Raw genomic sequence first — 23161 nt, forward strand, 5'->3', positions numbered from 1 at the left:
AAGGGGATGCGGATCCTCACGGCGCTACGGGAACACCCGGCGATGACCCCGGGCGAACTCGGCGCCCGTACGCTGTTGACCATGGATGACGACGCCGAGGAGCGTGGCTGGCGGCGGTTCGGGCCGGACAGCATCGAGCGCGCCATGCTGCTCGCCCTCAGCGCCGAGCTCGGCGTCGAGCTGCGGCCCCGTTCGATCGACCTCGGCGACGGCACCCGGCTCGAGATCGAGGGCGCCGACGAGGGGCATCGCCTGCTCGTGCAGATGGTCGGCAACCAGGGGACCTTCCGTTCCCTGCACCGCAACAAGGTGATGGCCGACATGTTCAAGCTCACCTGGCTGCGGTCCTCGATGTTCCCCGACAGCCGCATCGTGCTCTGTGTCAGCGAGACCGTCGCCCAGGTCTTCTCCCCGTCGGGCTGGACCACCCGCGCCGCCCGCGACCTCGGCATCGAGGTCCTGCTCTACGACGCCGACGGCAAGCTGGGCACGCTCGTCCAGCCCTGAGGCCGTACCCCCGAAAAAGATCTCCGCAGACGGCCGGTCTCATCCCTGATGTGCCTGGCGACCATTCCGGACTGCTCCGCGGTGGCTGATGTTCCGTGCTAGTGAAGGAGTGCGCAGCCATGCGAATCACTGTTCTCGTGGGCAATCCCAAGCCCCTGTCCCGTACGCGCCTGACCGCCGAGTCCGTCGCGGACCACTTCCCGGGCGAGGACCGCCTCGTCGTCGACCTCGCCGACCACGCGAGCCGCCTGTTCACCTGGCCCGATCCCGAGCTCGACGAGCTCACCGCCCGCGTCGCCGCCTCCGACGTGCTGATCGTGGCCTCGCCGACCTACAAGGCCACCTACACCGGGCTTCTCAAGGCCTTCCTGGACCGGTACGGGTCCAACGGCCTCGCCGGTGTCGTCGCCGTCCCGGTGATGACCGGCGCCGCCCCCGACCACGCCCTCGCGGTGGAAACCTATCTGCGCCCCCTGCTCGTGGAGCTGGGCGCGACCGTGCCGACCCGCGGCCTCTACATGGTGATGTCCCGCATGGAGTCGCTCGCCGAGATCACCGAGGAGTGGGCCAAGGCGCACGCCGGCGTCCTGAGCGAGCTGGGGGCACGCCGTGCCTGACACCGCCATCGCGAGCCGCGAGTTCCGCCGCGTCCTGGGCGGCTTCGCCTCGGGCATCACCGTGGTGACCGCCGTCGTCGACGGCGCGCCGGTCGGCATGACCTGCCAGTCGTTCTTCAGCCTGTCGCTCGATCCGCCGCTGATCGCCTTCTCGCCGTCGCGGGCGTCGGTGTCCTATCCGCGGATCCGCAGCGCCGGCGCGTTCTGCGTGAACATCCTGGAGGCGGGCCAGGAGCAGTTGTGCGACCAGTTCGCGCGTACCGGCACGGACAAATGGCGTGGCGTGAGCTGGCGGCCCGGCAGCACCGGAAGCCCGGTCCTGGACGGGGTTCTCGCCTCGATCGACTGCACGCTGGAGCAGGAGCACGAGACCGGCGACCACTACCTGACGATCGGGCGGGTGGTGGCGCTGGAGAGCCACCCGGACCGGCACCCGCTGCTCTACTTCAACGGCGGCTACGAACGCCTGCACCGCCCGGCGGCCTGAGTCAGCGCACGCGGGCCCGGTGGTCCTTCGCGAGGCCGTGCAGCTCGCACGGCTCGCGGGGCGCGCGGGGGCAGAGGACCCACAGGTCGCTCACCGAGGCGCGATAGAGCCGGTACCCGGACGGGGCGGTCACGTCGTCGCGGGTCAGCAGCGTGACGTCGCGGCCGTCCCGCCGGGGATAGAGCGCCAGCGCCCGCTCGACGTCGCCGGCGGGCACCTCGACGGCTTCCGCGTCCGCATAGACGGCGCGCCCGTGATAGGGCTCCACCGCGGAGTCGAAGACGGCGAAGCTGACCCGGGGCCGCTCGGCCAGGTTGACCGAGTGCCGCGCGGTCGTCTCGGAGGCCCAGAGGAAGTCGCGCTCGCCCGCCGGCGCGAAGTAGACGGGCGAGGTCCACGGCCGCCCGTCCGCGTCGACGGTGCTCAGCACCAGGTACAGGTTGGACTCGATGATGTCCCGTGCGTGCGAGGCGAGCGACATCGTTCGATTGTGCCCCGTCAGTCCGCGGCCCGCCCGAGCCCGGCGAACGCGTCGGCCGGCTCCGGGTGGGACGCCGTCGCGGCGCGGATGACGGCGCGCCTGCGGTCGGCGGGGTCGTGTTGCAAAGCATCGGTGCGGCCCGCAACGGTTGAACGGACAGCAATATTTTGAACAATCCCTCACGGTCTCGCCATTTTTGCCCTTGTACGGCACCATGCTCGGGTGCAACGAACCCAACTCGTCTCGTTGATCATTGCAGTGGTGGTGGCCGCCGGCGGTGGCACCCTGATCTATCAGGGGCTGTCGGGCAGCGAAGACTCCGCGGGGTCACCGGCCTCGCGCGGCCCGTCACCGACGCGCAGCACCGTCGATCCGGCGGTCGCCCTGCGCGCTCAGCGCCGCAAGCAGCTCACCGCGGCGCTCACGAAGCTGGCCCCGACGGTGCCCGAGTTCTCCGTCGCGGTGCTCGACCGCAAGACCGGTGAGCGGTTCGAGTTCAAGGGCACCGAGAAGTTCGACACCGCCAGCGTCGTCAAGGCGTCGATCCTCGCCTGCACGCTGCTCCAGGCTCAGGACGACGACCGCAAGCTCACGGCGTCCCAGCGCCAGCTGACCGCCAAGTCGATCCAGAACAGCGACAACGACGCCACCACCGCGCTCTTCACCGCCCTGGGCAAGGTCTCCGGCCTGACCGCCTGCAACAAGCGCCTCGGCCTGACCCAGACCGTCGTGAACAGCGCGTGGGGCCTGACCCGCACCACCGCCGACGACCAGGTGCGCCTGCTCAGCGAGTTCGTCGACCCCAAGAGCCCGCTGTCGGTCAACTCCCGGCAGTACGCGTTCCAGCTGATGACCACCGTCGCGGAGGACCAGGACTGGGGCGTGCCGGTCGTCGCCAAGGCCGGTGAGACCGCCACCGTCAAGAACGGCTGGGACACCCGCCAGGCCGACGGCGGCCTGTGGGCCGTCAACACGATCGGCCGCGTCACCTCCGCCGACAAGAAGACCGACGTCTCGATCGCGGTGCTCTCCCACAACAACCAGACGTACGAGGACGGCATCGCCCTCGTCGAAAAGGTCGCCACGCTGACGAGGCAGTACCTGAAGTACTGATGAGCGCCGCCGTCATCGGGCAGGCGATCGGCCTGTTCGCGGTCACCAACGTCGACGACCTCCTGCTCCTCGCGCTGTACTTCGCGCAGGGCTCCGGCCGGCCGCATACGGCCCACGCCATCGCGCTCGGGCAATACCTGGGCTTCGCCGGCATCCTGGCCGTCGCGGTGGCGGCCGGGTTCGGCGCCGGCCTCCTGCCCGACGCCGTCCTCCCGTGGCTGGGCCTGCTGCCGTTGGCCCTCGGCGTCAAGGCCGCCGTCCAGTCATGGCGGCACCGCCACGACGACGAGGGCGAGTCGGAGCGGCGTCAGAACGGCCCGCGGGCGCTCGAGGTGGCCGCGGTGACCTTCGCCAACGGCGGCGACAACATCGGCGTGTACGTGCCGGTCTTCGCCACCGCGGGTGCCAGCGGCACGGCCGTCTACGCGACGGTCTTCCTCGTGCTGGTCGGGGTCTGGGTGGCGGCGGGCCGCTTCCTCGCCACCCGCCCGGTCATCGCCAGGGCGCTCAGCCGCTGGGGCCACATCGTGCTGCCCGTGGTCCTGATCGGGGTCGGGCTGCTGATCCTCCTGGAAGCCTAGGTCCCGAAGGCCGCGAAGAGCGACGTGAACGCGTAGTCCGTCTGCGCGATGCCGCTGCACGAGCTGCTGACCGTGCCGTCGGCGCAGCCGTCGTTGTCGCGGTTGACCGACCAGAAGCGGACGTAGCCCAGCTCCTTCTCCTCGGCGTAGCCGAGCAGCGTCTGTGCGTTCGCGACCGTGGTGGTGGCGCCGCTGTCGTTCACGCCGATCATCGGAGTGACGCCGAGCATCGCGTACACGTCGGCGTCGCTCAGGCCGGTCCAGACGGCCGCCACGTCGTCGCGCACCGACTCGGCGGCGCCGGTCATGGCGGTGCCCCAGTCGCCGGAGCCCTCGAAGTTCATGGTCATGACGTTCACGGTGACGTCGACGCCGGCGCTCTTCATGCTCTTCAGTAGCGCGACGGCGTCGCCGGTCAGGCCGTCGCCGTCCTCCGCGACCGGCACGGTGATCGACACGACGGTGTCCCGCGCGTCCTGCACGGCCTGCAGCGCGGTGGCCACCGTCGCCGCCGTGACCTGCTGGCCGTCGCCGATGAGGATGTCCACGTCCAGGCGGTTGCTGCCGGCGGCGTCCAGGGCTTTCTCGTACGCGGTGGCGAGCTCCGCGGCGGTGCAGACCGCCTCGAGGTACGTCCCGTCGGCCCCGCCGGTCGCCACCGTGATCTGCCCGCCCAGGTCCGCGATCGCGTCCAGGCCGGCCTGCACGTCGCTGTCGTCGAGCGCCGCCGAGCCGCCCCACGTCGCCGTGCAGTCGCCCGCGCCGTTCGCCACCACGAACGCGACCGTGTAGTCCGCCTGCCCGGTCGCCTCGGCGATGGCCGTGACGTCCGCCGTGCCGCTCTCGAGGTCGAGGTAGGGCGAGACGCGGTGGTTGCCGGTCACCGACACGCTCGGCGCCGGTGCGGCCGCGTCGTCGCCGGCGCCCGCGCATCCCGCGGCGAGCAGCAGCACGCCGGCCGCCAGACAGGACAGGACCCGCATGTCCCCATCGTCCCATCCGCCCGTCCCCGGAACCCGGCGAATCGGCGGAGCCGGGCGGACGCGCAGCGGCCCGGGAGAACCTCCCGGGCCGCGTTACCGAGGAATGGTCAGCGCGTGGCGCCGATGGTCGCCGTGCCCACCCACGTGGCCGTGTTGCCGGCCTTGTCGGTGGCGGTCGCCGTCAGCGTGTAGGTGCCGCGGAGCTTGCTGGTGATCCACTGCATGCTCCAGGGCGCCCTGGTCGTGGAGAGCGTCGTGACGTGCGCGCCGCTCTCGTCGGTCACCGCGATGGTGACCTTCGTGACCGCGAGGTTGTCGCTCACCGCGGTGGTGATCTTGGCGAGGGACGGGTACGCCGCCGGCAGGGTGACGTCGATCGCCGGCGCCTCGTTGTCGACGGCGAACGTGCGGTCCAGGGTGGTGACGTTGCCGAGCCGGTCGGTCGCGCGCAGGGTCAGCACCTGCGTCGGCGCGAGCGAGGTCGTGTCGATCTCGATCTGGTACGGGGCGGCGGTGTCCTCGCCGAGCACCTGCCCGTCGGCGAGCACCTCGACCGACGCGATCCCGGCGCTGTCGACGGCGGACATGGTCGCGAGGACCGTGCCGCGCAGCGGGACCGACACGATCGGGTTGGGCCACGCCACCTTCGGCCCGGTCACGTCGACGGCGACCTTGCGCGTGGTGCTCGCGGTGTTGCCCACCTGGTCGGTGGTGCGGACCGTCAGGGTGTACGAGGCGGAGCTCGCCGGCGTCCACTCGACCGCCCAGGGTGCCGACTCGGTGCTCCCGGCGGTCCTGCCGTTGACGAGCAGCTCCATCCGGGCGGTGTCGCCGGACGGGTCGCTCAGCTCGACCGTCACCGGGCCGCCGATGACGGCCGGCACCTGGGCGGCGGCCGACGGCGCGGCGTTGTCCACCTCGACGGGCGTCGAGACGGTCGCCGTGTTGCCAGTGGTGTCGGTCGCGATCAGATCGAGGGTGTACGTGCCGGCGAGCTTGCCGGTGTTCCAGGTGAGCGTCCACGGGGCCCGCGTGGCGACCGTGGTCATGACCGTCTTGCCGTCGCCGTCCGTGGCGACCGCGCGGACCTGCTTCACCGCGACGTCGTCCTCGGCGGTCGGATTGATCTTCACGGTGCCGCGAAGCACGTCCGGCACCGAGACCTCGACGGTCGGCGCGCCGTTGTCCACGGTGACGCCGCGGGCGATCGTGGTCTCGTTGCCGAGCGTGTCGGTGGCGCGCAGCGTGAGGGTGTCGCCGCTGCTCAGTGCGGTGGTGTCGACCGCGATCTGGTACGGCGCCGCGTCGTCGGCGCCGATCACGTCGCCGCCGGCCAGCACGTCGACCGAGGTGACACCGCTGAGGTCGGAGGCCGTGGCGGCGACGGTGACGGTGCCGCGCAGGCCGCCCTTGGCGGACGGGCTGACCCACTTGAGCGACGGCCCGTTGTTGTCGACGGTGACCGTGACGCTGGAGGCCGTGATGGCGTTGCCGGACGTGTCGGTGACGCGCACCTTGACGGCCCGCGTGCCGCTGAGGCCGGTGGTGTCCCAGTCGATCGTCCAGGGCGCCGACGTCGTGGCGGCCACGAGCTTGTCGGCGACGAGGAGCTCCAGGCGGGCGGTGTCGTCCGACGGGTCGGTGAGGCTGACCGGGGTGGTGCCGGCGACCGCCGCGGCGACGCTGAACGCTGTCGACGGGGGAGTGGAGTCCCGGACGTCCGGGGCGGGAACGACGCCACCGGTGATCGCCTCGAGGGCCGCCTGCGCGTCGACGCGGCCTTTGGCCACCCACGCGCCGACCGGCTCGGCGGTGCTCTCGATCGCGGCGCGCACCTCGTCGGCGGTGGCGGACGGCTGCGCGGCGCGGGCCAGCGCGGCCACCCCGGCCACGATCGGGGCCGCGGAGCTCGTGCCCGCGTACCAGAAGAACTTGTTGTCGGTGTTCTGCGAGTAGTTCTGGCCCGGGGCGGTCACGTCGACCCATGGGTTGCCGGCGCCGTTGTAGTTGGACCAGGTGAAGCGGGCGTCCTTGCTGTCCGACCCGGCGACGGCCACGGCGCCGGCGACGGCCGCGGGGAAGCGCTCGCTCGTCTGGCCGTCGTTGCCGGCCGAGGCGACCACGACGACGTCGTGGTCGGCCGCGTAGGCGAGCGCGTCGCGCACGACCTGCGTGTCGGTGGGCGTGCCGAGCGACAGGTTGATGACGTCGGCGTCGTGGTCGACGGCGTAGACGATGCCCTTGGCGATCACGTCGGTGGTGCCCTTGCCGTCGGCGCCCATCGCCTTCACCGGCAGGATCTTGCAGGTCCAGCAGACGCCGGCGATGCCCGTGGCGTTGTCGCCGGCGGCGGCGATGACCGAGGCGGCCTTCGTGCCGTGGCCGTTGTCGTCGGCCGGGCTGGAGTCGTCGTTGACGAAGTCGTAGCCGGGCAGCAGCCGGCCGGCGAGCTCGCTGATCGCGCTGACGCCGGTGTCGACGACCGCGACCACGACGCTGTTGCCGGTGGTGTAGGCCCAGGCGCCGGAAGCCTTGATCTTGTCGAGGCCCCACTGCTGGCCGTAGAGCGGGTCGCTCGGGCTCGCGGTGGAGGTCACCGTGGCGACGGCGCCGGCCTCGACGTAGGTGACGTCCGGGTTGGCCCGCAGCGCCGCGACGGCGTCGGCCCGGTCCGCGGCGGGCACGGTGACGGTGAGGCTGTCGAGGGCGGGCGTCGTGTCGCTGGCGAGCACGCTGACGTCCGGGTCGGCGTTCAGGGCGCTGACGGTGGCGGCCGCGGCACTGTCCGAGCGCAGGCCCACCACCAGCGAGGACGGGGCAGGGCCGGTCTCCGCCGCGAGAGCCGGCGCGGCGGTGACGGCGGTCAGCGAGGCGGTCGCGAGGACCGCGGCGGCTGCTGTCTTCATTCGGTGGGCCACGAGCTTGTTGTTCGGTCGGCCGCCGCCGAACGCGTGAACTATTCGTCCGGACCGTGCCGCCGAAAGGACCATCTGGCATCGACCGAAAGGGGGAACGCCGCCCGGGAGAGCCTCCCGGGCGGCGTTCCGCGGCGATGCCGCTGTCAGGGCGTGTTGTCCACCTCGGCCGGCCCCGTCCAGGTGCCGGTGTTGCCGGCCCGGTCGGTGACGGTCACCGTGATCGTGTACTCGCCGGTCAGCCGGCCCGTGCTCCACGGCACGGTCCACGGGCTGCGGGTCGAGCCCAGCGTGGCGACGGCCCGGCCGGTGGCGTCCGTGACGACCACCCGGACCTGCTTGACCCCGACGTTGTCGGCCACGTCCGGCGCGAGCGTCACGGTGCCGGACAGGGTGCCCGGCAGGGTCAGGTCGGCCGTCGGGGCCTCGTTGTCGACCGTGTAGGTGCGCGCCAGGGTCGTCACGTTGCCCAGCCGGTCGGTGGCACGCAGCTCGAGCTCCTGGCTCTGCGCCAGGTCGGCGGTGTCGAGCGGGATCGCGTACGGGGAGGTCAGGTCCTCGCCGACGACCTGGCCGTCGGCGAGCAGCTCGACCTTCGCCACCCCGGCCGGGTCCGTCGCGCTCGCGGCGACGGTGACCGTGCCGCGCAGCAGCGTCGTGGCGGCCGGCGCCGACCAGGTCAGCCGCGGGCCGGTCGTGTCGACCATGACCCGCCGCGTCGAGCCGGCGACGTTGCCGGCGGTGTCGGTGGTGCGCACCACGAGGGTGTACGCCCCGGCGGCCGACGGCGTCCACTCGATCGCCCACGGCCCCGCCGAGACGGTGTCGACGACCTGGTTGTTGACGAGCAGCACCATGGTCGCGGTGTCGGCGGACGGCGCGTCGAGCTCGACGGTGAGCGCACCCGCGGTCATGGCCGGCACGGTGGCGGCCGCGGACGGGGCGGTGTTGTCGACCTCGGCGGTGAGGTTCTCCGTGGTGGTGTTGCCGGTCGTGTCGGTCGCCGTCAGGGCGACGTCGTAGGTGCCGGTGAGCTTGCCGGTGTTCCACGTGAGCACCCACGGGGCCTTGGTGGCGCTCAGCGTGGTGACGACCCGGCCGGTGGCGTCGGTGACGACGGCCTTCACCTGCTTGACCGCGACGTTGTCGGTGACCGCCGGGGTGATCCGGACGGTGCCGCGCAGCGTGTCCGGCAGGGTCACGGCCACGGCCGGGGCCTCGTTGTCGACGGTGACGGTGCGGGCGATCGACGTGACGTTGCCGAGGTTGTCGACGGCGCGCAGGGTCAGGGCCTGGCTGTCGTCGAGCGCGGTGGTGTCGACGGTCATCGCGTACGGCGACGTGAGGTCCTCGGCGATGAGCTCGTCGTCGGCGAGCAGCTCGACCGTGGCCACGCCGTTCAGGTCGGTGGCCGTCGCGGTGACGCTCACGGTGCCGCGCAGGGCCGCGGTGGCGCCCGGGGCGGTCCACCGCAGCACCGGCCCGGTGTTGTCGAGCGCGACGGTGCGGGCGGCCGAGGTGGTCACGTTCCCGGCGCTGTCGGTGACGCGTACCTTGATGGACTTGTTGCCGTTGAGGCCGGTGGTGTCCCAGTCGATCGTCCACGGCGCCTCGGTGGCCGTCGCGGCGACCCGGTCGGCGACCAGCAGCTCCATCAGGACGGTGTCGTCCGCCGGGGCGGTCAGGGTCACCGGCACGGTGCCGGAGGCGGGCGAGGTGACGCCGAACGCGGCCGACGGCGGCGTGGAGCCGCCGGTGATCAGCTTCTGGAGGGTGCCCTCGGCGTCCACGCGGCCCTTGGCGACCCAGGAGCCGACCGGGTCGGCCTGGCCCTCCATCGCGGCGCGGATCTGCGCGGCGGTGGCGGTGGGCTTGGCGGCGCGGGCCAGCGCGGCGACACCGGCGACGACCGGGCCGGCGGAGCTGGTGCCGACGTACCACCCGTAGGCGAAGGTCGGGCCCTGGGCGTAGTTGCTGCCCGGCGCGGCGAGGTCGACCCACGCGTCCTGCGCGCTGTTGTAGTTGGACCAGTTGTAGCGCAGGTCGCTCGGGTCGGAGCCGGCCACGGCGACCGCCTCGGTGTAGGCGGCGGGGTAGAAGCGGGTGGTCACCCCGTCGTTGCCGGCGGAGGCGACCACGACGACGTCGTGGTCGGCGGCGTAGCGCACCGCGTCCTGGAGGACCTGGGTCGCGGTGTCCGAGCCGAGCGAGAGGTTGACGACGTCGGCGCCGTGGTCGACGGCGTAGACGATGCCCTGGGCGATGACGTCGGAGTAGCCGACGCCGTCGGAGCCCATCACCTTCACCGGCAGGATCTCGCAGTCCCAGCAGACACCGGCGATGCCGGTCGCGTTGTCGCCCTTGGCGGCGACGACGGTCGCGGCCCGGGTGCCGTGGCCGTTGTCGTCGGAGGGGTCGGCGTCGCCGTTGACGAAGTCGTATCCGGGCAGGACGCGCCCGGCGAGCTCGTTGGTGGCGGTGACGCCGGTGTCGACGACCGCCACCACGACGCCGTCGCCGGACGACGAGGGCCAGGCGGCGGGTGCCTTGATCTTGGAGAGGCCCCACTGCTGGGCGTAGTAGGGGTCGGTCGGTGCCGCTGTGCTGACGACGGACGCCTCGACCTTCGGCTCGACGTACGTGACGTCGGGGTTGGCCCGCAGCGCCGCGATCGCGTCCGCGCTGTCGGCGGCCGGGACCGTGACGGTGACGGCGTCGAGCGCCGGCCGCGCGGTGCTGGCCAGGACGCTGACGTCGGGGTCGGCGTCCAGGGCGCTGACGGTGGCGGCCACGGCACTGTCGGTCCGCAGGCCTACCACGAGCGAGGACGGGGTTTGACTGGTCGAGGGCGCGGCGAGAGCCGGCGCGGCGGTCACGGCGGTCAGTGAGGCCGTCGCGAGGGCCGCGGCGGCAACAGTCTTCATTCGGTAGGCCACGGGCATGTCGATCGGTCGGCGCGTGCCGGACTGGACCGGAGAAAGGCGGAACCGCCCTCGTCCGAACGGCCGATGGGTGCGCCGCCGCCGCTGGCAGATTTAGGACAGCCGGGCCGAAACGGCGATCATCTGCGGCATCCTCCGGTGTGCAGAACCCGACCCGGAGGGGACCATCGTGCCGATCCTTGCCGACGCACCCACGATCCAGGGCAACATCCTGCTGCCCTTCGGCGGCCGCTACCAGGCCTTCCTGACCCTGTCGTTCCGCAGCGACCGGGACGGCGCCCGGAGGTGGCTGCGCGAGGCGGCCGGCCGGGCCTCCGGCACCGACGATGTCGAGCGCGCCCTCGACGGCGACGACGACGGCCAGGGCCGCGCGCGCCGGGGCCGGCGCATCCAGAGCTCGGCCTCGCTGCTCAACATCGGCCTCACCGCCACCGGCCTGGTGCTGCTGCGCGCCGAGGTGGCCGGCGACCTCGTGCCCTACGAGGCGTTCTGGCGCGGCCCGCTCGGCGCGCGGCTCGACGAGGCCGGGCAGCTCACGACCGCGCCCGCCCTGCTGGGCGACATCGGCGACAGCGACCCCGGCAACTGGGTCGTCGGCAAGCCCGCGGGCGCGCCCGTCGACGCGCTGCTCACCCTCGCCGCCGACGACGACGAGACGCTGACCGCCGCGCTGCGCGCCGAGAGCCGGGCCGCGACCGATGCCGGCCTCGAGGTCCTCTGGTCCGAGCGGGGTGAGGTGCGGCGCAACGCCGCCCACCGCCGGGTCGAGCACTTCGGCTTCACCGACGGCATCTCCCAGCCGGGCATCCGCGGCTTCAGCGACCCCGACCAGGTCAACAAGCTGATCGCGGCCGGCGAGTTCGTCCTCGGTTACCCCGGCGAGCGCCGCCCGGCCAACTGGGCGCCGCGGCCCACCCCCGCCCCGTGGATGCGCGGCGGCTCGTTCCAGGTGTTCCGCCGGATGAACCAGGACGCGGCGGGCTGGTGGCGGCACATGGGCGGCAACGGCGACGACGCCGAGTCCGCGGCGGCCAAGGCGCTCGGCCGCTCCCTCGACGGCACGCCCCTCGAGCCCGGCGCCACACCCCAGGACCAGAACGACTTCTCGTACGGCAGCGACGAGTCCGGCCGGCACACGCCGCTCTACGCGCACATCCGCAAGATGAACCCGCGCGCCGACGACGTCTTCCGCGACCGCGGCCACAAGATGCTGCGCCGCGGCATCACCTTCGGCCCCGCGTTCGACCGGGAGAATCCCGACGACCGCGAGCGGGGCATCCTCTTCAACGCGTACATGGCGAGCATCGAGGACCAGTTCGAGTTCCTGCTGCGCCACTGGGCGAACGATCCGAAGTTCCCGACCAGCACGCTCAACGCGTACGGCCGCAGCCTCGCCGACCGCGACCGGGTCGACGGCCTCGACCCCGTCGTCGGCCTGAGCGAGCGGCAGGCACGCGAGCGCCTGCCGAAGGAGGTCGTCGACCGCATCCCGCGGCAGGCCTTCGGCGGGTTCGTGACGACCACCGGCGCGGTGTACGCCTTCGCGCCCTCGCTGCCCGCGCTCAGCCTGCTGGCGGGCGAGGACCCGCTGGGCTGACCGGCCCGTCGATGCGCCGCAGCAGCGTCACCAGGTCCGGGCCGCTCTCCGCGGCGATCCACTCCGGCAGCTCGGGCAGCGGCGGCCCGGGCGGCAGGAGCACGCCCGTGAGCCGGCGGTACGCCTCGCGGTACTCGACGCTGGGCGCCCGCTCGTACAGCTCGCGGTAGATACCGGCGGCGGTGTCGCGCGCGCCCGTGTCGTCGGGGTCGGCCTGCCACACCGCGTCCAGCAGGATGGCCGCCTCGTGCGGCTCGCTCCACTGCTTGACCGCCTCGCGCAGCATCGCGGCCGCCCGCGCGGAGTCGATCTCGCCGGCGGCCGCGCGCAGGCGCACCGACAGCACGAAGGCGTGCACCAGGGTGTCGCGCTCGCTGTGCTCCTGGGCCACGGCGAGCGCCTCCTCGTTGAGCCGCCGGGCCGCCGCGGGGCGGTCCGCGGCCAGGTGCAGGCTCGCGAGCCGGTGGAGCCCCGCGCAGAGGTAGTACGGGGCGTCGAGGTCGCGGGCCAGCTCGATCGCGCGCTCCAGCAGGCGCTGCGCCTCGCCCGGGCGCCCCTCGGCCGCGGTGATCAGGCCGAGCCCGGCCACCAGGTCGGCGACGCTGGAGGCGTCACCCAGCTCGACGGCCACCCGCAGCGAGTGCATCACGCAGACGCGCGCCCGCCGATAGTCGCCCTGATCGCGGTAGATCTCGCTCATGTTGCCGACGATGACCGCGCCGGTGTGCCGGGCGCCGATGTCGCGGGCCACCGCCAGGGCCTGCCGGTACGACGCGATCGCCTGCACGTGGTCGGCGCCGCGCAGCGAGGCCCAGCCGAGGTTGTTGGCCGCGTGCAGGATCCAGTGCCGGTCGTCGGCGCGCTCGGCGGTGGTGAGCGCGCGGCGCAGGTGGTCGAGCGCCTCGGCGAGCCCGCCGGTGTTGAGGTGCACCAGGCCGATGTGGTTGAGGGCGGCGCTCATCGCGGACAGGTCGTGCGCGTCGGCGGCCATCGACAGGTGCTGCCGGGCCATCGCCAGCGTGTCGGCGTACGCGCCCTGGCGGAACAGCGCGAACGTCATGCGCTCCATCGTGCGCGAGACGCCGGCGGGGTCGCCCAGCCGGTTGAACCCGTCCAGCGCCCGCTGCAGCCAGCTCACCGACTCCGCGTACGAGTGCGTGTACATCAGCAGGTCGCCGAGCTGGCGCTGCCCGGCGGCGAGCACCTCGGGCTGGCCGGTGCGCTCGGCGAGCAGCATCGCGCGCCGGTAGTGCGCCTCGGCGTCGGCCCACTGCCCGGTGTGGTGGTGCACGTCGCCGAGCTCGATGTGCAGCGCCGCCTGGTCGGGCTCCGGCAGCAGCGGCAGCAGCCGCCCGTAGTAGTGCAGGGCCGCGTCGTTCGCGAACGTCGCCTTCGCGCGGTCGCCGGCGGCCCGTAGCCAGATCCGTTGTTTGTCCACTCGCGCGCTCCGCGTGTAGTGGTGGGCGAGCATGTCGACGTACTGCGGGAGCCGGTCGGCGTACAGCTCCTCGACGAGCAGGCCGACGCGCTCGTGCAGGGAGGCCCGCGTGTCGTACGTGATGCTCTGGTACGCGGCCTCCTGCGTGATCGGGTGCTTGAACTCGTACTCCGGCGCGGGCTCGGTCTCCACCTGCGGGGTGAGGTCGAGCGCGTGCAGCCGGCGCAGGTTGTTGGTGATCTGCTCGGCGGTGCCGGCCGGCGGGTAGACCGAGGCGATCCAGGGCGGCTGGAAGCGGCGCCCGATCACGCTGGCGACCTTGATGGCCGTCTTCTCGCCGTCGGTGAGCTCGTCGATGCGCGCCATCACCAGCCGCTGGAGGCTGTCCGGCAGGCGCATCTCGGCCAGCGCGCGCGGGTCGCCCGGGTCGACGCCGCGGCCGTGCAGATAGGTGACCAGCTCCTCGATGTAGAACGCGTTGCCGCCGGCCTCCTCGCCGATCCGCCCGACCAGGCCGGCCGCGATGTCCGCGTCGCCGCCGAACCGCTCGCGGAGCCGCACCACGGTCAGCTGCTCCGCGTCCGTCATGGCCATCTGGATCAGCGGCATCTCCACCGCGTGGTCGCGCGCGGCGAGCCGGCCCGGTAGCGGCTCGCGCGAGGTCGCCAGCACCAGCACGGGCAGGTCGGCGATGTGCCGGCCGACGAGGTCGAGCAAGGTCAGCGAGGCCGGGTCGATCCAGTGGCAGTCCTCCAGCAGCAGGACCAGCGGGCCGGCGGAGGCCCGGTCGAACAGGCAGGCCAGCAGGGTGGAGCGGAGCAGGTGGTCGCGGCCCGCCGGGTCGAGCTGGGCGGTGAGCGCCGACTCGGGCATCGGCAGGTTGATGAGGCCGGCCAGCAGCGGGGCGCGCTGGCCCGTGCCGTCGTACCGGGCGGTGCGCTCGGTGAGCGCCGCCTGCTGCTCGGCGATCGGCAACGTGGGGTCGATCTCGAGGATCTCGCGCAGGATCGAGCGCCAGACCAGATATCCGGCGCTACCGCCGTGCGACCGGCAGCTGTCCCGGTAGCCGGTGAAGCCGAGCTTGGCGGCCAGGCGGCACGTCTCCGCGGCGAGCCGGGACTTGCCGACGCCGGGCTCGCCGTGCAGCCAGACCAGCCGGCCGCGGCCCTCGCGCGCCTCGTGCACGAGGGTGTGCAGCTCGGCGAGCTCGCGGGTGCGGTCGACCAGCCGGCCCGGCCCGGGCGCCGGCAGCGGGGCGGGCGCGGGCAGCTCCCACGCCTCCCGGACGGTCCACACCGGAATCGGGCCGGTCTTGCCCTTGGCGGTGATGACGCCGGGCCCCTCGGCCGCCACGAAGCCGTGGGTGCGCTCGTAGGTCGCCTGGTCGATGAGCAGATGACCGGCCGGCGCGGCCTGCATGAGGCGGGCGGCGAGGTTGACGGCGTCGCCCACGACCGCGTACTCGCGGCGGACGTCGGAGCCGACCTCGCCGCAGTAGACCGGCCCGGTCGTCACGCCGCCCCGGTAGGGCCCGCCGGGCAGCGCCAGCAGCTCCAGGCAGCAGCGCAGCGCCCGTTCCTCGTCGTTCTCGTGGCTCACCGGGGTGCCGAAGACGGCGACCAGCACGGTGCCCTTGTCGTCGGCCATCAGGTGGCGCAGGTGGCCGCCGTACCGGTCGATGATGGCCACCCCGGCGGCGAGGAAGCGCTGCAGCGCCCGCACGGTGGAGGGGTCGTCGGCGGACAGGTCCGGCAGGCGTACGAAGGCCGTGGAGACCTTGCGGTGCTCGTTGACCAGCTCGTGGCGGCCGGAGCGCAGCCGCTGCCGGATCGCCGGGTGCAGGAAGGGCGTCAGCAGCCGTTCGAGCTGCTCGGGCGGCGGCTGCGGCGACTCCGGCGCCGGGTGCTCGGGTCCCTGCTCGGCGGCGATGTCCCGCAGCGCCTCGTCCACCACGATCTCGCCCTGCTCCGCCCGGTGCAGCGCGTCGATGGCGAAGTCGAGGGCGGGCCCGGCGATCAGGTGCTGCAACCGGATGGCCGGGTCGCCGACGAGCATCACCTGCAGCGGGCCGAGACCCAGGCCCACCCGGATGGTCAGCGAGCGGCGCCCGCCGTCCGGAGTGGACACCGGGGGAACCGAGGCGGTGGCCTCGCGGATGAGCTCGGCGCAACGGATCGCCCGGCGAGCCGCCGCGGGCGCCGAGTCCGGGGCGTGCAGGAACATGCCGACGAGCGCGTCGCCGGCGAAGTCGACCACGCTGCCGCCCGACTCGGCGATGGCCTTCGCGGTCACCCCGAACCAGCGGTTGATGATGCGCGTCAATTGCTCGGTGCCGTAGCTGCCGGAGCCCGCGAAGCTCTCGGTCATGGCGGTGAAGCCGACGACGTCGGCGTAGAGCACGACGGCGCCGGAACGCTCGGTGATTGGCGGATTGCTGACACTCGGCGTGCCGAGCAGCATGCGGAGGATGTGTTCGGGCAGGTAGGAGCGCCAGGTCGCGGACATCGCGCTCACGGTCCGTGACGATGGGGTCACCGGGAGGTCCTTGGCCACGCCTTGTGCCGCCACCCTTCGCCAGCCTACTGTCGGGCTCACATCATCGCCCCAGGCTCTCCAGTCGCCCAATGAGGATATAGACATGGGTCAGCCGACCAGCGACGCGGCCTTCGAACTCGTCGGCGCGTGCGTCCATTCCCTTCGATTCGCCTTCGGTGCGCCGCTGCGCTATCCGTATGCTCCGACGATCTCGGAGGAGCATCCGCCGCCGGCCATCTTCCGCCGCCTGCAGGCGGTGTCGCCGCCGCCCGGCCGGGGCGGGGGCGAATGGTACGAGGGCATGACCCTCGACGACAAGCCGTTCCGGCCCAACGGCATGCCCGTGCGCCTCGACGAGGTCCGCCACGAGGAGGGCATCCCGTCGCTCGACGGCGCCGACCCCGACAAGGTGGTGCTCGACAGCTGGTTCCGCGTGCCCCGCCGGGCGAAGAAGATGTTCTTCCCGGGGCCCGACCGCGGCAGATACCTGCTCTCCATCGGCTATTGGAGCCCCATCCCGCCGGGCGCCACCGAGACCGAGCGCGAGGTCGCCTACTACGACGAATACCGGATGAACTGGAGCCGGCGGCCCGAGGGGCAGTGGGTCGCGGTGAGCTTCGACGCCTTCTATCCGCCGGAGCGCGACAGCGCCGACCTCATCATCCCGATCGGCGACTGCGACGACTCCTGCCCGCGGTCCTGACGCTTCATTGACGAGCGTCACATCGACGTGGTCCGATCGGTGCATGTGGCGCCGCCTCGCTGTCCTCGCCGTCCTGTCGCTCCTCGTGCCCGCCGCTCACGCCACCCCGGCCCGGGCCGCCCTGCCGACCGCCGCCGTCGCGCTGGGCGACAGCTTCATCAGCGGTGAGGGCGCCGGTGCCTACCAGCCCGTCGTCGACGCCTCGGGACAGGCGCAGTCCTTCCCGGGGTGGTCGGCGCCGAACAGCAACGCGTACTTCTGCCACCGCTCGGCCAACGCCTCGCTGCTGAAGGCGAGCCTGCCGGGCATCCAGGACCGGTTCAACCTCGCCTGCTCGGGCGGGCAGCCCGCTGACATCACGCACGCGTCGAGCGCGCGCGAGAAGGGCCGGACGGTGGCCGCGCAGCTCGATCAGGTGCGCGCTGTCGCCCGTACCCATGACATCGATCTTGTGGTGATCGGCCTCGGATCGAACAACGCGTCGTTCACCTTCGGCGACGTCGCGGTCAAGTGCGCGAACCGGTTCGTGGCGGATGCGTGGACCGGCTGGTGGGAGTTCTGGGCCTACCTCGGCGGCCCGGTGCCGCAGGAGCCCTGCACGGCCGAGGACCTGGCGACACCGGCCCAGCTCGCGGCCGCGCAGGCCGAGACGGCCACGGCGGTCCGGGCCGTTCTGCGGACCCTGGACGAGGTCGACGCGGACGGCGTGCATCGCGTGGTCTTCCAGGACTACACCAACCCGCTGCCCACCGAGCTCGAGAGCAGCCTGCACGAGGAGGACGGCCGGGCGGACGACCGGGACAAGTTCCGTGCGCTCGGGGCGGAGCGCTACCGGGCGGGCTGCCCGATCCACCGGGCCAGCCTCGGGCCGGGGCACACCTTCTCGGCCGGTCTGGGCGCGCTGGTGGCGGGCGTGCACGGCACGATGAGCGCGGAGTTCCCGGGCGAGGACCTGGTCCTGCTCAACGTGCAGTCGGCCTTCGACGGGGCGCGGCTGTGCGAGCGGGCGGGCAGCCCGGGCAACGCGCTGGCGACGCCGATCCGGCTGCAGGACGGGCCGACGGGGGTGTTCCTGACCGACCTGGCCGGCTTCGACAAGCTCGACGTCCAGCGGGTCGCGAACGCCTGCGTGACCTCCTTCCAGACCTGCCAGGAGTCCTGGCACCCGAACGCTGCCGGGCACGCGGTGCTCGGGCAGTGCCTGTCGGGGGCGGCGGTCACGGCCGCCCGGTCGGTGCGCTGCACCCGCTCCGCGGACGGCACCGTCAGTGTGACCTGACGGCACCTGTGCCGGGCGGGGGCTCAGCGGGCGGCGACGCGGAGCTCGTCGTCGAGGGCGGTCACCAGGTCGTCGTCGGCGGCGAGGGCCGGGTCGAGCTCGCCGAGCAGGTCGCGGGCGGTGGCGGCGGACGCGAAGCGGGCCGCGCCCGCGTCGTTGACCGGCGCGCCGGCGCCGTGCAGGTGCCGGTGCCAGGCGGCCAGCACCCGGACGGCGCCGACCGGCATGCCGCCGCGCTCGCGGGTGCGGCGCAGCACCGGCAGCACCCGGATCGGGATCTTCTGGGAGCCGTCCATCGCGATCTGCGCCAGCAGGTGCCGGATGCGGGCGTTCTCCCAGCGCTCGACCAGCGCCGCCCGGTAGTCGCGGATCTCCTCGGCGGGCAGCGGCAGGCAGGCGGCCGCCTCGTCCCACCAGGTCTCCAGCAGGGTGCGGCACTCCGGGTCGTCGACCGCCTCGGCCACGGTGGTGAGGTTGCGGGCGCTTCCCACGTACGCCAGCAGGGAATGCCCGCCGTTGAGCAGCCAGAGCTTGCGCTGCTCGTGGGGGAGCACATCCTCGACGAAGCGGGCGCCGGCGACGTCCCAGGCCGGGCGGCCCGCGGGGAAGGCGCCCTGGAGCACCCACTCGTGGAAGGGCTCGGTGACGACCTCGGGCGGCGCCGACGCCGGGGTGATGCGGTCCACCATCGTGGAGACGAAGGAGACGTTCTCGGCGATCCAGCCGGCGAGCGCGGGATCGGTGCGGCGGGCCGCCTCGGTGACCACGCGCCGGGCGACCTCGCCGTTGCCGGGCAGGTTGTCGCACGGCACGATCGCAAGTGAACCGGTGTTCGCTGCTTTGCGCGCGGCGAGGCCCGCCACCAGGCGGCCCGGGACGTCGTCGCCGGCGTACGCCGCCTCGGTCACGGTCAGCGTGACGATCGCGGTCTCCGGGCTCGCGACGGCCGTCGTCCATGCCGCGCGGTCGAGCCCGGAATGCGTCGACGTGATGGCGCCCGGCCAGGAGATCTCGTCCGTCTCCGGGCCCCGGGTGATCAGCTTGTAGCGAGGGCCGGGCGCGTGCGGGGAACGGCCGGTGAACGCGGCGATGCCCCACCCGTCGTTCGCCTCGGCCGTGTACCAGGCCTGGTGGGCGCGGAAGAAGTTGCCGAGGCCGAGGTGCACGATGCCGGTCACAGCTTGAAGACCTTTCGGGGCTGGTCGGTGACGAGGGCGGTGAGCGTGTCCAGGGCCTCGTCCTCGTCCAGGCGGTGCGTGCGGACCAGGCCGGCGAGGTAGCCGGCGTCGAGGCGGCGGGACATGTCGTGCCGCGCGGGGATCGAGCACAGGGCGCGGGTGTCGTCGATGAACCCGGAGAGGCGGCTGAACCCGGCGATCTCGGTGACGGACTCCTGGAAGTGCCGGATCGCCGCCGGGTTGTCGAGGAACCACCACGGCACGCCCGCGTAGACCGAGGGGTAGAAGCCGGCGAGCGGCGCGATCTCGCGGCTGTAGACGGTGGCGTCGACGGTGAAGAGCACCAGGTGGAAGCCGGGATCGGTGCCGTGCCGGGCGAGCAGCGGCGCCAGCGCGCGGGTGAACTCGACGGTGGTGGGGATGTCGTGGCCGGTGTCCGCGCCGTAGCGCTCGAAGGTGGCCGGGTGGTGGTTGCGGTGGATGCCCGGGTGCAGGGTCATGACGAGCCCGTCCTCGGACGACATCCGCGCCATCTCCAGCATCATGTGCCGGCGGAACGCCGTGCCCTCGGCCTCGGTGATGTCGCCGGTCAGCGCCCTCTGGAAGAGGCGGTCGGGGTTGTCCACGGGCTCGGCCCGGGCATCGGCGTGGCTGTGGTCGGCCGAGACCGCGCCGTGCGCTATGAAGTGCCGGCGCCGGTTCTCGAGCGCCGCGAGGTAGCCCTTGTAGTCGGCGATGTCGGTGCCGGCGGCCGCGGCCAGCCGTTCGATCCTCCCCGCCCAGCCGGGCCGTGCGGGTTCCAGATAGGCGTCGGGCCGGAAGGTGGGGGCGATGCGGGTCCGCACGGCCCCGGCGAGGGCGGCGTGCGGGGCGAGGTCGTCCGCGGGATCGTCGGTGGTGGCGAGGAAGTCGATGCCGAACCGGGCGAGGAGCTCCCGCGGGCGTGCCCGGCGGTCCGCGATCAGGTCGTAAAGTACGTCGGCGTTCGCGGCGGAGGGGCGCTCGGTGATGCCGAAGATGTCCTCGAACTCGGTCTCCAGCCAGTAGCGCACGGGCGTGCCACGCAGCAGTCTCCAGTTCTCGCAGAGCAGGCGCCACGCGTCACGGGACGCTCGTTCGGTCAGGGGTCCTTCGCCCACGCCGAGCCGGTCGAGGCCGATCCCGCCGGCGTGCAGCAGCCGGGTGACGTAGTGGTCCGGCGTGATGAACAGCGCCGTCGGATCGGTGAAGGGCGCGTCCTCCAGCAGCATGCCGGGATCGACGTGCCCGTGCGGCGAGATGATCGGCAGGTCGCGCACCGCCTCGTAGAGCCGCCGAGCCACGGCCCGCGTCCCCGGATCCGCCGGCAGCAGCCGGTCCTCCCGCATTCCCCGGCCCCCGCCGGCCGCCCCGTGCTCTCGCGTCGCCATGGTGTCGAGGCTTCCGGTGCGGGCGCGCGGGCGGCAAGCGGTTGCCATGTGTTGCCCGGTTCGCTTGCCACGGCGCGGCGGGCGGGCGGAGGGTGGGAGCCATGATCGAGCTCCTCGGCGGCCCGGACACGACCCTCGGCGACGAGGCGGTGCGCGACTACGTGCTGCGTACCCTCGGAAGTGAAGATCTTGACGGGCGCAGCGTCTGCGTGATCGTGCCGGACGGCACCCGGAGCTGCCCGTTGCCGATGCTCCTCTCCGCGGTGCACGAGGCCCTGCACGGGCGCGCCTCGCGGGTGACCGTGCTGGTCGCGCTCGGCACGCACGCGCCGATGACCGGCGAGCAACTGCTCGCGCACCTGGGCGGCCCGTACGAAGGCTTCACCGTGCGCAACCACGAGTGGTGGCAGCCCTCGGCCCTCACGTCGATCGGCGTCATCCCCGCGGCCCGCGTGGCGGAGCTGTCCGAGGGGCGGATGAGCCAGGACGTCGACGTGGTGCTCAACCGGGCCGTGGTCGAGCACGACGTGTGCCTGGTGATCGGGCCGGTCTTCCCGCACGAGGTGGTGGGCTTCTCCGGCGGCAACAAGTACTTCTTCCCGGGAGTCGCCGGCCAGGAGATCATCGATTTCTCGCACTGGCTGGGCGCGCTCATCACCAGCGCCTCCATCATCGGCACGCGCGGCATCACACCGGTCCGCGCCCTCATCGACCAGGCCGCCGCGCTGATCCCGAGCCGCCGGCTGGCGCTCTGCCTGGTCGTGCGGTCGGGCACGAGCGAGCTGCACGCGGCGGCGCTCGGCGCACCCGAGGAGGCGTGGGCGGCGGCCGCGGACGTGTCGGCCCAGACCCACGTGCGATATCTGGACGCCCCCGTCCACAAGGTGCTCTCGATCATCCCGGCCAAGTACGACGACATGTGGACGGGCGCGAAGGGCTTCTACAAGGTCGAGCCGGTCGTCGCCGACGGCGGCCAGGTGATCCTCTACGCGCCGCACATCACCCGGATCGCGGCCATGCACCCCGAGATCGAGAAGATCGGCTACCACTGCCGCGACTACTTCCTCAAGCAGTGGGACAGGTTCAAGGGCTACCACTGGGGCGTGCTGGCCCACTCGACCCACCTGCGCGGCGCCGGCACCTACGACCCGGCGACCGGCGAACACCTGCGCGTGACGGTCACGCTCGCCACCGGCATCCCGGAGGACGTCGTACGGGCCGCGAACCTCGACTATCTCGACCCGTCCGCGGTGCGCCTCGACGACCCGGACGCGTTCGTGGTGCCCCAGGCGGGCGAGGTCCTGTTCCGCCTGCGCTCCGCGTGAGGGGCGGGCCCCTCCCACACCGCGCGGCCGCCGCCTTTCTCACGCCGCGCCGTCGAGGCGCGCACCACCAGCCGGGACGGCAGCACCATCGGCTCAGTGGTGTGCGGGACCGCCCCGTTCGCGATGGCCAGCACGTTCACCACGGCCGTGCGCCCCATCGCCCGCAGCGGCGTCGCGACCGTCGTCAGCGCCGGCGTGACGAGCTCCGCCGCCTCGACGTTGTCGAAGCTGACCACACTCACGTCCCGGGGTACCCGCACGCCCATCACCGTGAGCCGCCGGATCAGACCGATCGCCATGGCGTCGTTGTACGTGACGACCGCGCTCGACGGCGCCCGCAGGAAGTCGGCCGCCGCCGCACCGCCGCCGGGCACGCTGGGCGCGTACGGCCCCAGCCGCCGGCTGCCCGGAGCCAGCTCCCGCAGCGAACGCCAGCGCATCCCGTCGGCCCACGAGGCCTCCGGCCCGGCCACGTACGTGAACCCCTCATGTCCGAGCCCCGCGAGGTGCTCGACCACCCGGCGCATCCCGTCGGCGGTGTCCGTGAGGACGCTCGGCACGTCGGTCACCGCCCGGTTGAGCACCACCACGGGCCGCTGCTTCGCGATGGCCCGGATCGCCGAGTCCGACATGCGCGATGTGGCCAGCACCAGCCCGTCCACCGTCGTGACGGCCCGCTCCAGGGCTTCCCGCTCCCGCGCACCGGACTCCCGGGCGTCGGTGACCAGCAACGTGTAACCGGCCTCCGCCGCCGCGTCCTGCGCCCCACGGATGATCTCGGTGTAGAACGGGTTCCCGATGTCCGCGACCCCGAGCCCGATCATCGACGTACGCCCCGCCGACAGCCCCCGGGCCAGCGGGCTGACCCGGTAGCCGAGCTCGGCCGCGACCCGCCGGATCCGCTCCGCCGTCGCGAAGTTCACCCGCCCCGGCCGCGCGAACGCCCGCGAGACGGTGGACGCCGCGACACCGGCCGCCTTGGCCACGTCGTAGATGGTGGGCGGTCGTTCGCTCACCCCGCACCTCCCGCAACATGTGGCAACCGCTTGCCGCTCCGGCCGTACCGGCATC

Annotated in this window: 17 protein-coding genes; 9 read left to right on the plus strand and 8 right to left on the minus strand. The window is 73.0% G+C overall.

From position 1 onward, the window contains the following. Window positions 1-81 precede the first annotated feature (81 nt). From Ade02nite_RS29155 to Ade02nite_RS29165, 3 genes are all read left to right on the plus strand, one after another. Window positions 82-507 (plus strand): hypothetical protein, encoded by a 426-nt coding sequence (locus Ade02nite_RS29155; RefSeq protein ID WP_239169148.1) that lies wholly within the window; start codon window positions 82-84, stop codon window positions 505-507. Window positions 508-626: 119 nt separating this feature from the next. Next, window positions 627-1124: an NADPH-dependent FMN reductase gene (locus Ade02nite_RS29160; RefSeq protein ID WP_203770878.1), complete on the plus strand. Its 498-nt coding sequence runs from the start codon at window positions 627-629 to the stop codon at window positions 1122-1124. Beyond that, window positions 1117-1611, plus strand: coding sequence for a flavin reductase family protein (locus Ade02nite_RS29165; RefSeq protein ID WP_203770880.1), 495 nt, complete (start codon window positions 1117-1119; stop codon window positions 1609-1611). The genes Ade02nite_RS29160 and Ade02nite_RS29165 overlap by 8 nt, the downstream gene beginning before the upstream one ends. Before the next feature lies 1 nt (window position 1612). Here Ade02nite_RS29165 and Ade02nite_RS29170 read toward each other — a convergent pair whose 3' ends face one another. Continuing rightward, the gene (locus Ade02nite_RS29170) at window positions 1613-2092 is read right to left on the minus strand and encodes a pyridoxamine 5'-phosphate oxidase family protein (protein ID WP_203770882.1); all 480 of its coding nucleotides are present in this window, start codon (window positions 2090-2092) and stop codon (window positions 1613-1615) included. Window positions 2093-2314: 222 nt separating this feature from the next. Here Ade02nite_RS29170 and Ade02nite_RS29175 point away from each other — a divergent pair, with 222 nt between their 5' ends. Beyond that, the gene (locus Ade02nite_RS29175) at window positions 2315-3205 is read left to right on the plus strand and encodes a serine hydrolase (RefSeq protein WP_239169149.1); all 891 of its coding nucleotides are present in this window, start codon (window positions 2315-2317) and stop codon (window positions 3203-3205) included. Continuing rightward, window positions 3205-3786, plus strand: a complete 582-nt coding sequence (locus Ade02nite_RS29180) for a cadmium resistance transporter (RefSeq protein WP_203770884.1) — start codon at window positions 3205-3207, stop codon at window positions 3784-3786. The genes Ade02nite_RS29175 and Ade02nite_RS29180 overlap by 1 nt, the downstream gene beginning before the upstream one ends. Here Ade02nite_RS29180 and Ade02nite_RS29185 read toward each other — a convergent pair. The 3 genes from Ade02nite_RS29185 to Ade02nite_RS29195 all read right to left on the minus strand — a co-directional run bounded on the left by Ade02nite_RS29185 (window position 3783) and on the right by Ade02nite_RS29195 (window position 10608). Then, window positions 3783-4769 carry a glycoside hydrolase family 18 protein gene (locus Ade02nite_RS29185; protein ID WP_203770886.1) on the minus strand — a complete coding sequence of 329 codons (987 nt, stop codon included), beginning with the start codon at window positions 4767-4769 and terminating at the stop codon, window positions 3783-3785. The genes Ade02nite_RS29180 and Ade02nite_RS29185 overlap by 4 nt on opposite strands. A 107-nt stretch (window positions 4770-4876) precedes the next feature. Then, the gene (locus Ade02nite_RS29190) at window positions 4877-7675 is read right to left on the minus strand and encodes a S8 family serine peptidase (protein WP_203770888.1); all 2799 of its coding nucleotides are present in this window, start codon (window positions 7673-7675) and stop codon (window positions 4877-4879) included. Between the two features lie 155 nt (window positions 7676-7830). Beyond that, window positions 7831-10608 carry a S8 family serine peptidase gene (locus Ade02nite_RS29195; RefSeq protein ID WP_203770890.1) on the minus strand — a complete coding sequence of 926 codons (2778 nt, stop codon included), beginning with the start codon at window positions 10606-10608 and terminating at the stop codon, window positions 7831-7833. Window positions 10609-10795: 187 nt separating this feature from the next. On the opposite strand from Ade02nite_RS29195, the gene Ade02nite_RS29200 reads away from it, so the two are divergent. Then, on the plus strand, window positions 10796-12223 hold the full coding sequence (locus Ade02nite_RS29200; RefSeq protein ID WP_203770892.1) for a Dyp-type peroxidase: 1428 nt from the start codon (window positions 10796-10798) through the stop codon (window positions 12221-12223). On the opposite strand, the gene Ade02nite_RS29205 is transcribed toward Ade02nite_RS29200, so the two are convergent. Beyond that, window positions 12189-16166, minus strand: coding sequence for a tetratricopeptide repeat protein (locus Ade02nite_RS29205; RefSeq protein WP_203770894.1), 3978 nt, complete (start codon window positions 16164-16166; stop codon window positions 12189-12191). The two genes, Ade02nite_RS29200 and Ade02nite_RS29205, sit on opposite strands and share 35 nt — an antisense overlap. 133 nt (window positions 16167-16299) lie before the next feature. On the opposite strand from Ade02nite_RS29205, the gene Ade02nite_RS29210 reads away from it, so the two are divergent. Next, window positions 16300-16899, plus strand: a complete 600-nt coding sequence (locus tag Ade02nite_RS29210; RefSeq protein WP_203770896.1) for a hypothetical protein — start codon at window positions 16300-16302, stop codon at window positions 16897-16899. Between the two features lie 43 nt (window positions 16900-16942). Continuing rightward, the gene (locus tag Ade02nite_RS29215) at window positions 16943-18178 is read left to right on the plus strand and encodes an SGNH/GDSL hydrolase family protein (protein ID WP_203770899.1); all 1236 of its coding nucleotides are present in this window, start codon (window positions 16943-16945) and stop codon (window positions 18176-18178) included. Window positions 18179-18201: 23 nt separating this feature from the next. Here Ade02nite_RS29215 and Ade02nite_RS29220 read toward each other — a convergent pair whose 3' ends face one another. Together Ade02nite_RS29220 and uxaC are read right to left on the minus strand one after the other, a co-directional pair. Beyond that, entirely contained in the window at window positions 18202-19356 is a 1155-nt protein-coding gene (locus Ade02nite_RS29220; protein ID WP_239169150.1) for a mannitol dehydrogenase family protein, read from the minus strand. Further along, window positions 19353-20765, minus strand: a complete 1413-nt coding sequence (gene uxaC, locus Ade02nite_RS29225) for a glucuronate isomerase (RefSeq protein ID WP_239169151.1) — start codon at window positions 20763-20765, stop codon at window positions 19353-19355. Before uxaC ends, Ade02nite_RS29220 begins: the two co-directional genes overlap by 4 nt. 101 nt (window positions 20766-20866) lie before the next feature. On the opposite strand from uxaC, the gene Ade02nite_RS29230 reads away from it, so the two are divergent. Further along, the gene (locus Ade02nite_RS29230) at window positions 20867-22090 is read left to right on the plus strand and encodes a lactate racemase domain-containing protein (protein ID WP_203770901.1); all 1224 of its coding nucleotides are present in this window, start codon (window positions 20867-20869) and stop codon (window positions 22088-22090) included. On the opposite strand, the gene Ade02nite_RS29235 is transcribed toward Ade02nite_RS29230, so the two are convergent. Then, window positions 21997-23106: a LacI family DNA-binding transcriptional regulator gene (locus Ade02nite_RS29235; RefSeq protein WP_239169152.1), complete on the minus strand. Its 1110-nt coding sequence runs from the start codon at window positions 23104-23106 to the stop codon at window positions 21997-21999. The two genes, Ade02nite_RS29230 and Ade02nite_RS29235, sit on opposite strands and share 94 nt — an antisense overlap. Window positions 23107-23161: the final 55 nt, after the last annotated feature.

The organism is Paractinoplanes deccanensis (genome assembly GCF_016862115.1).
Taxonomy (GTDB): domain Bacteria; phylum Actinomycetota; class Actinomycetes; order Mycobacteriales; family Micromonosporaceae; genus Actinoplanes; species Actinoplanes deccanensis.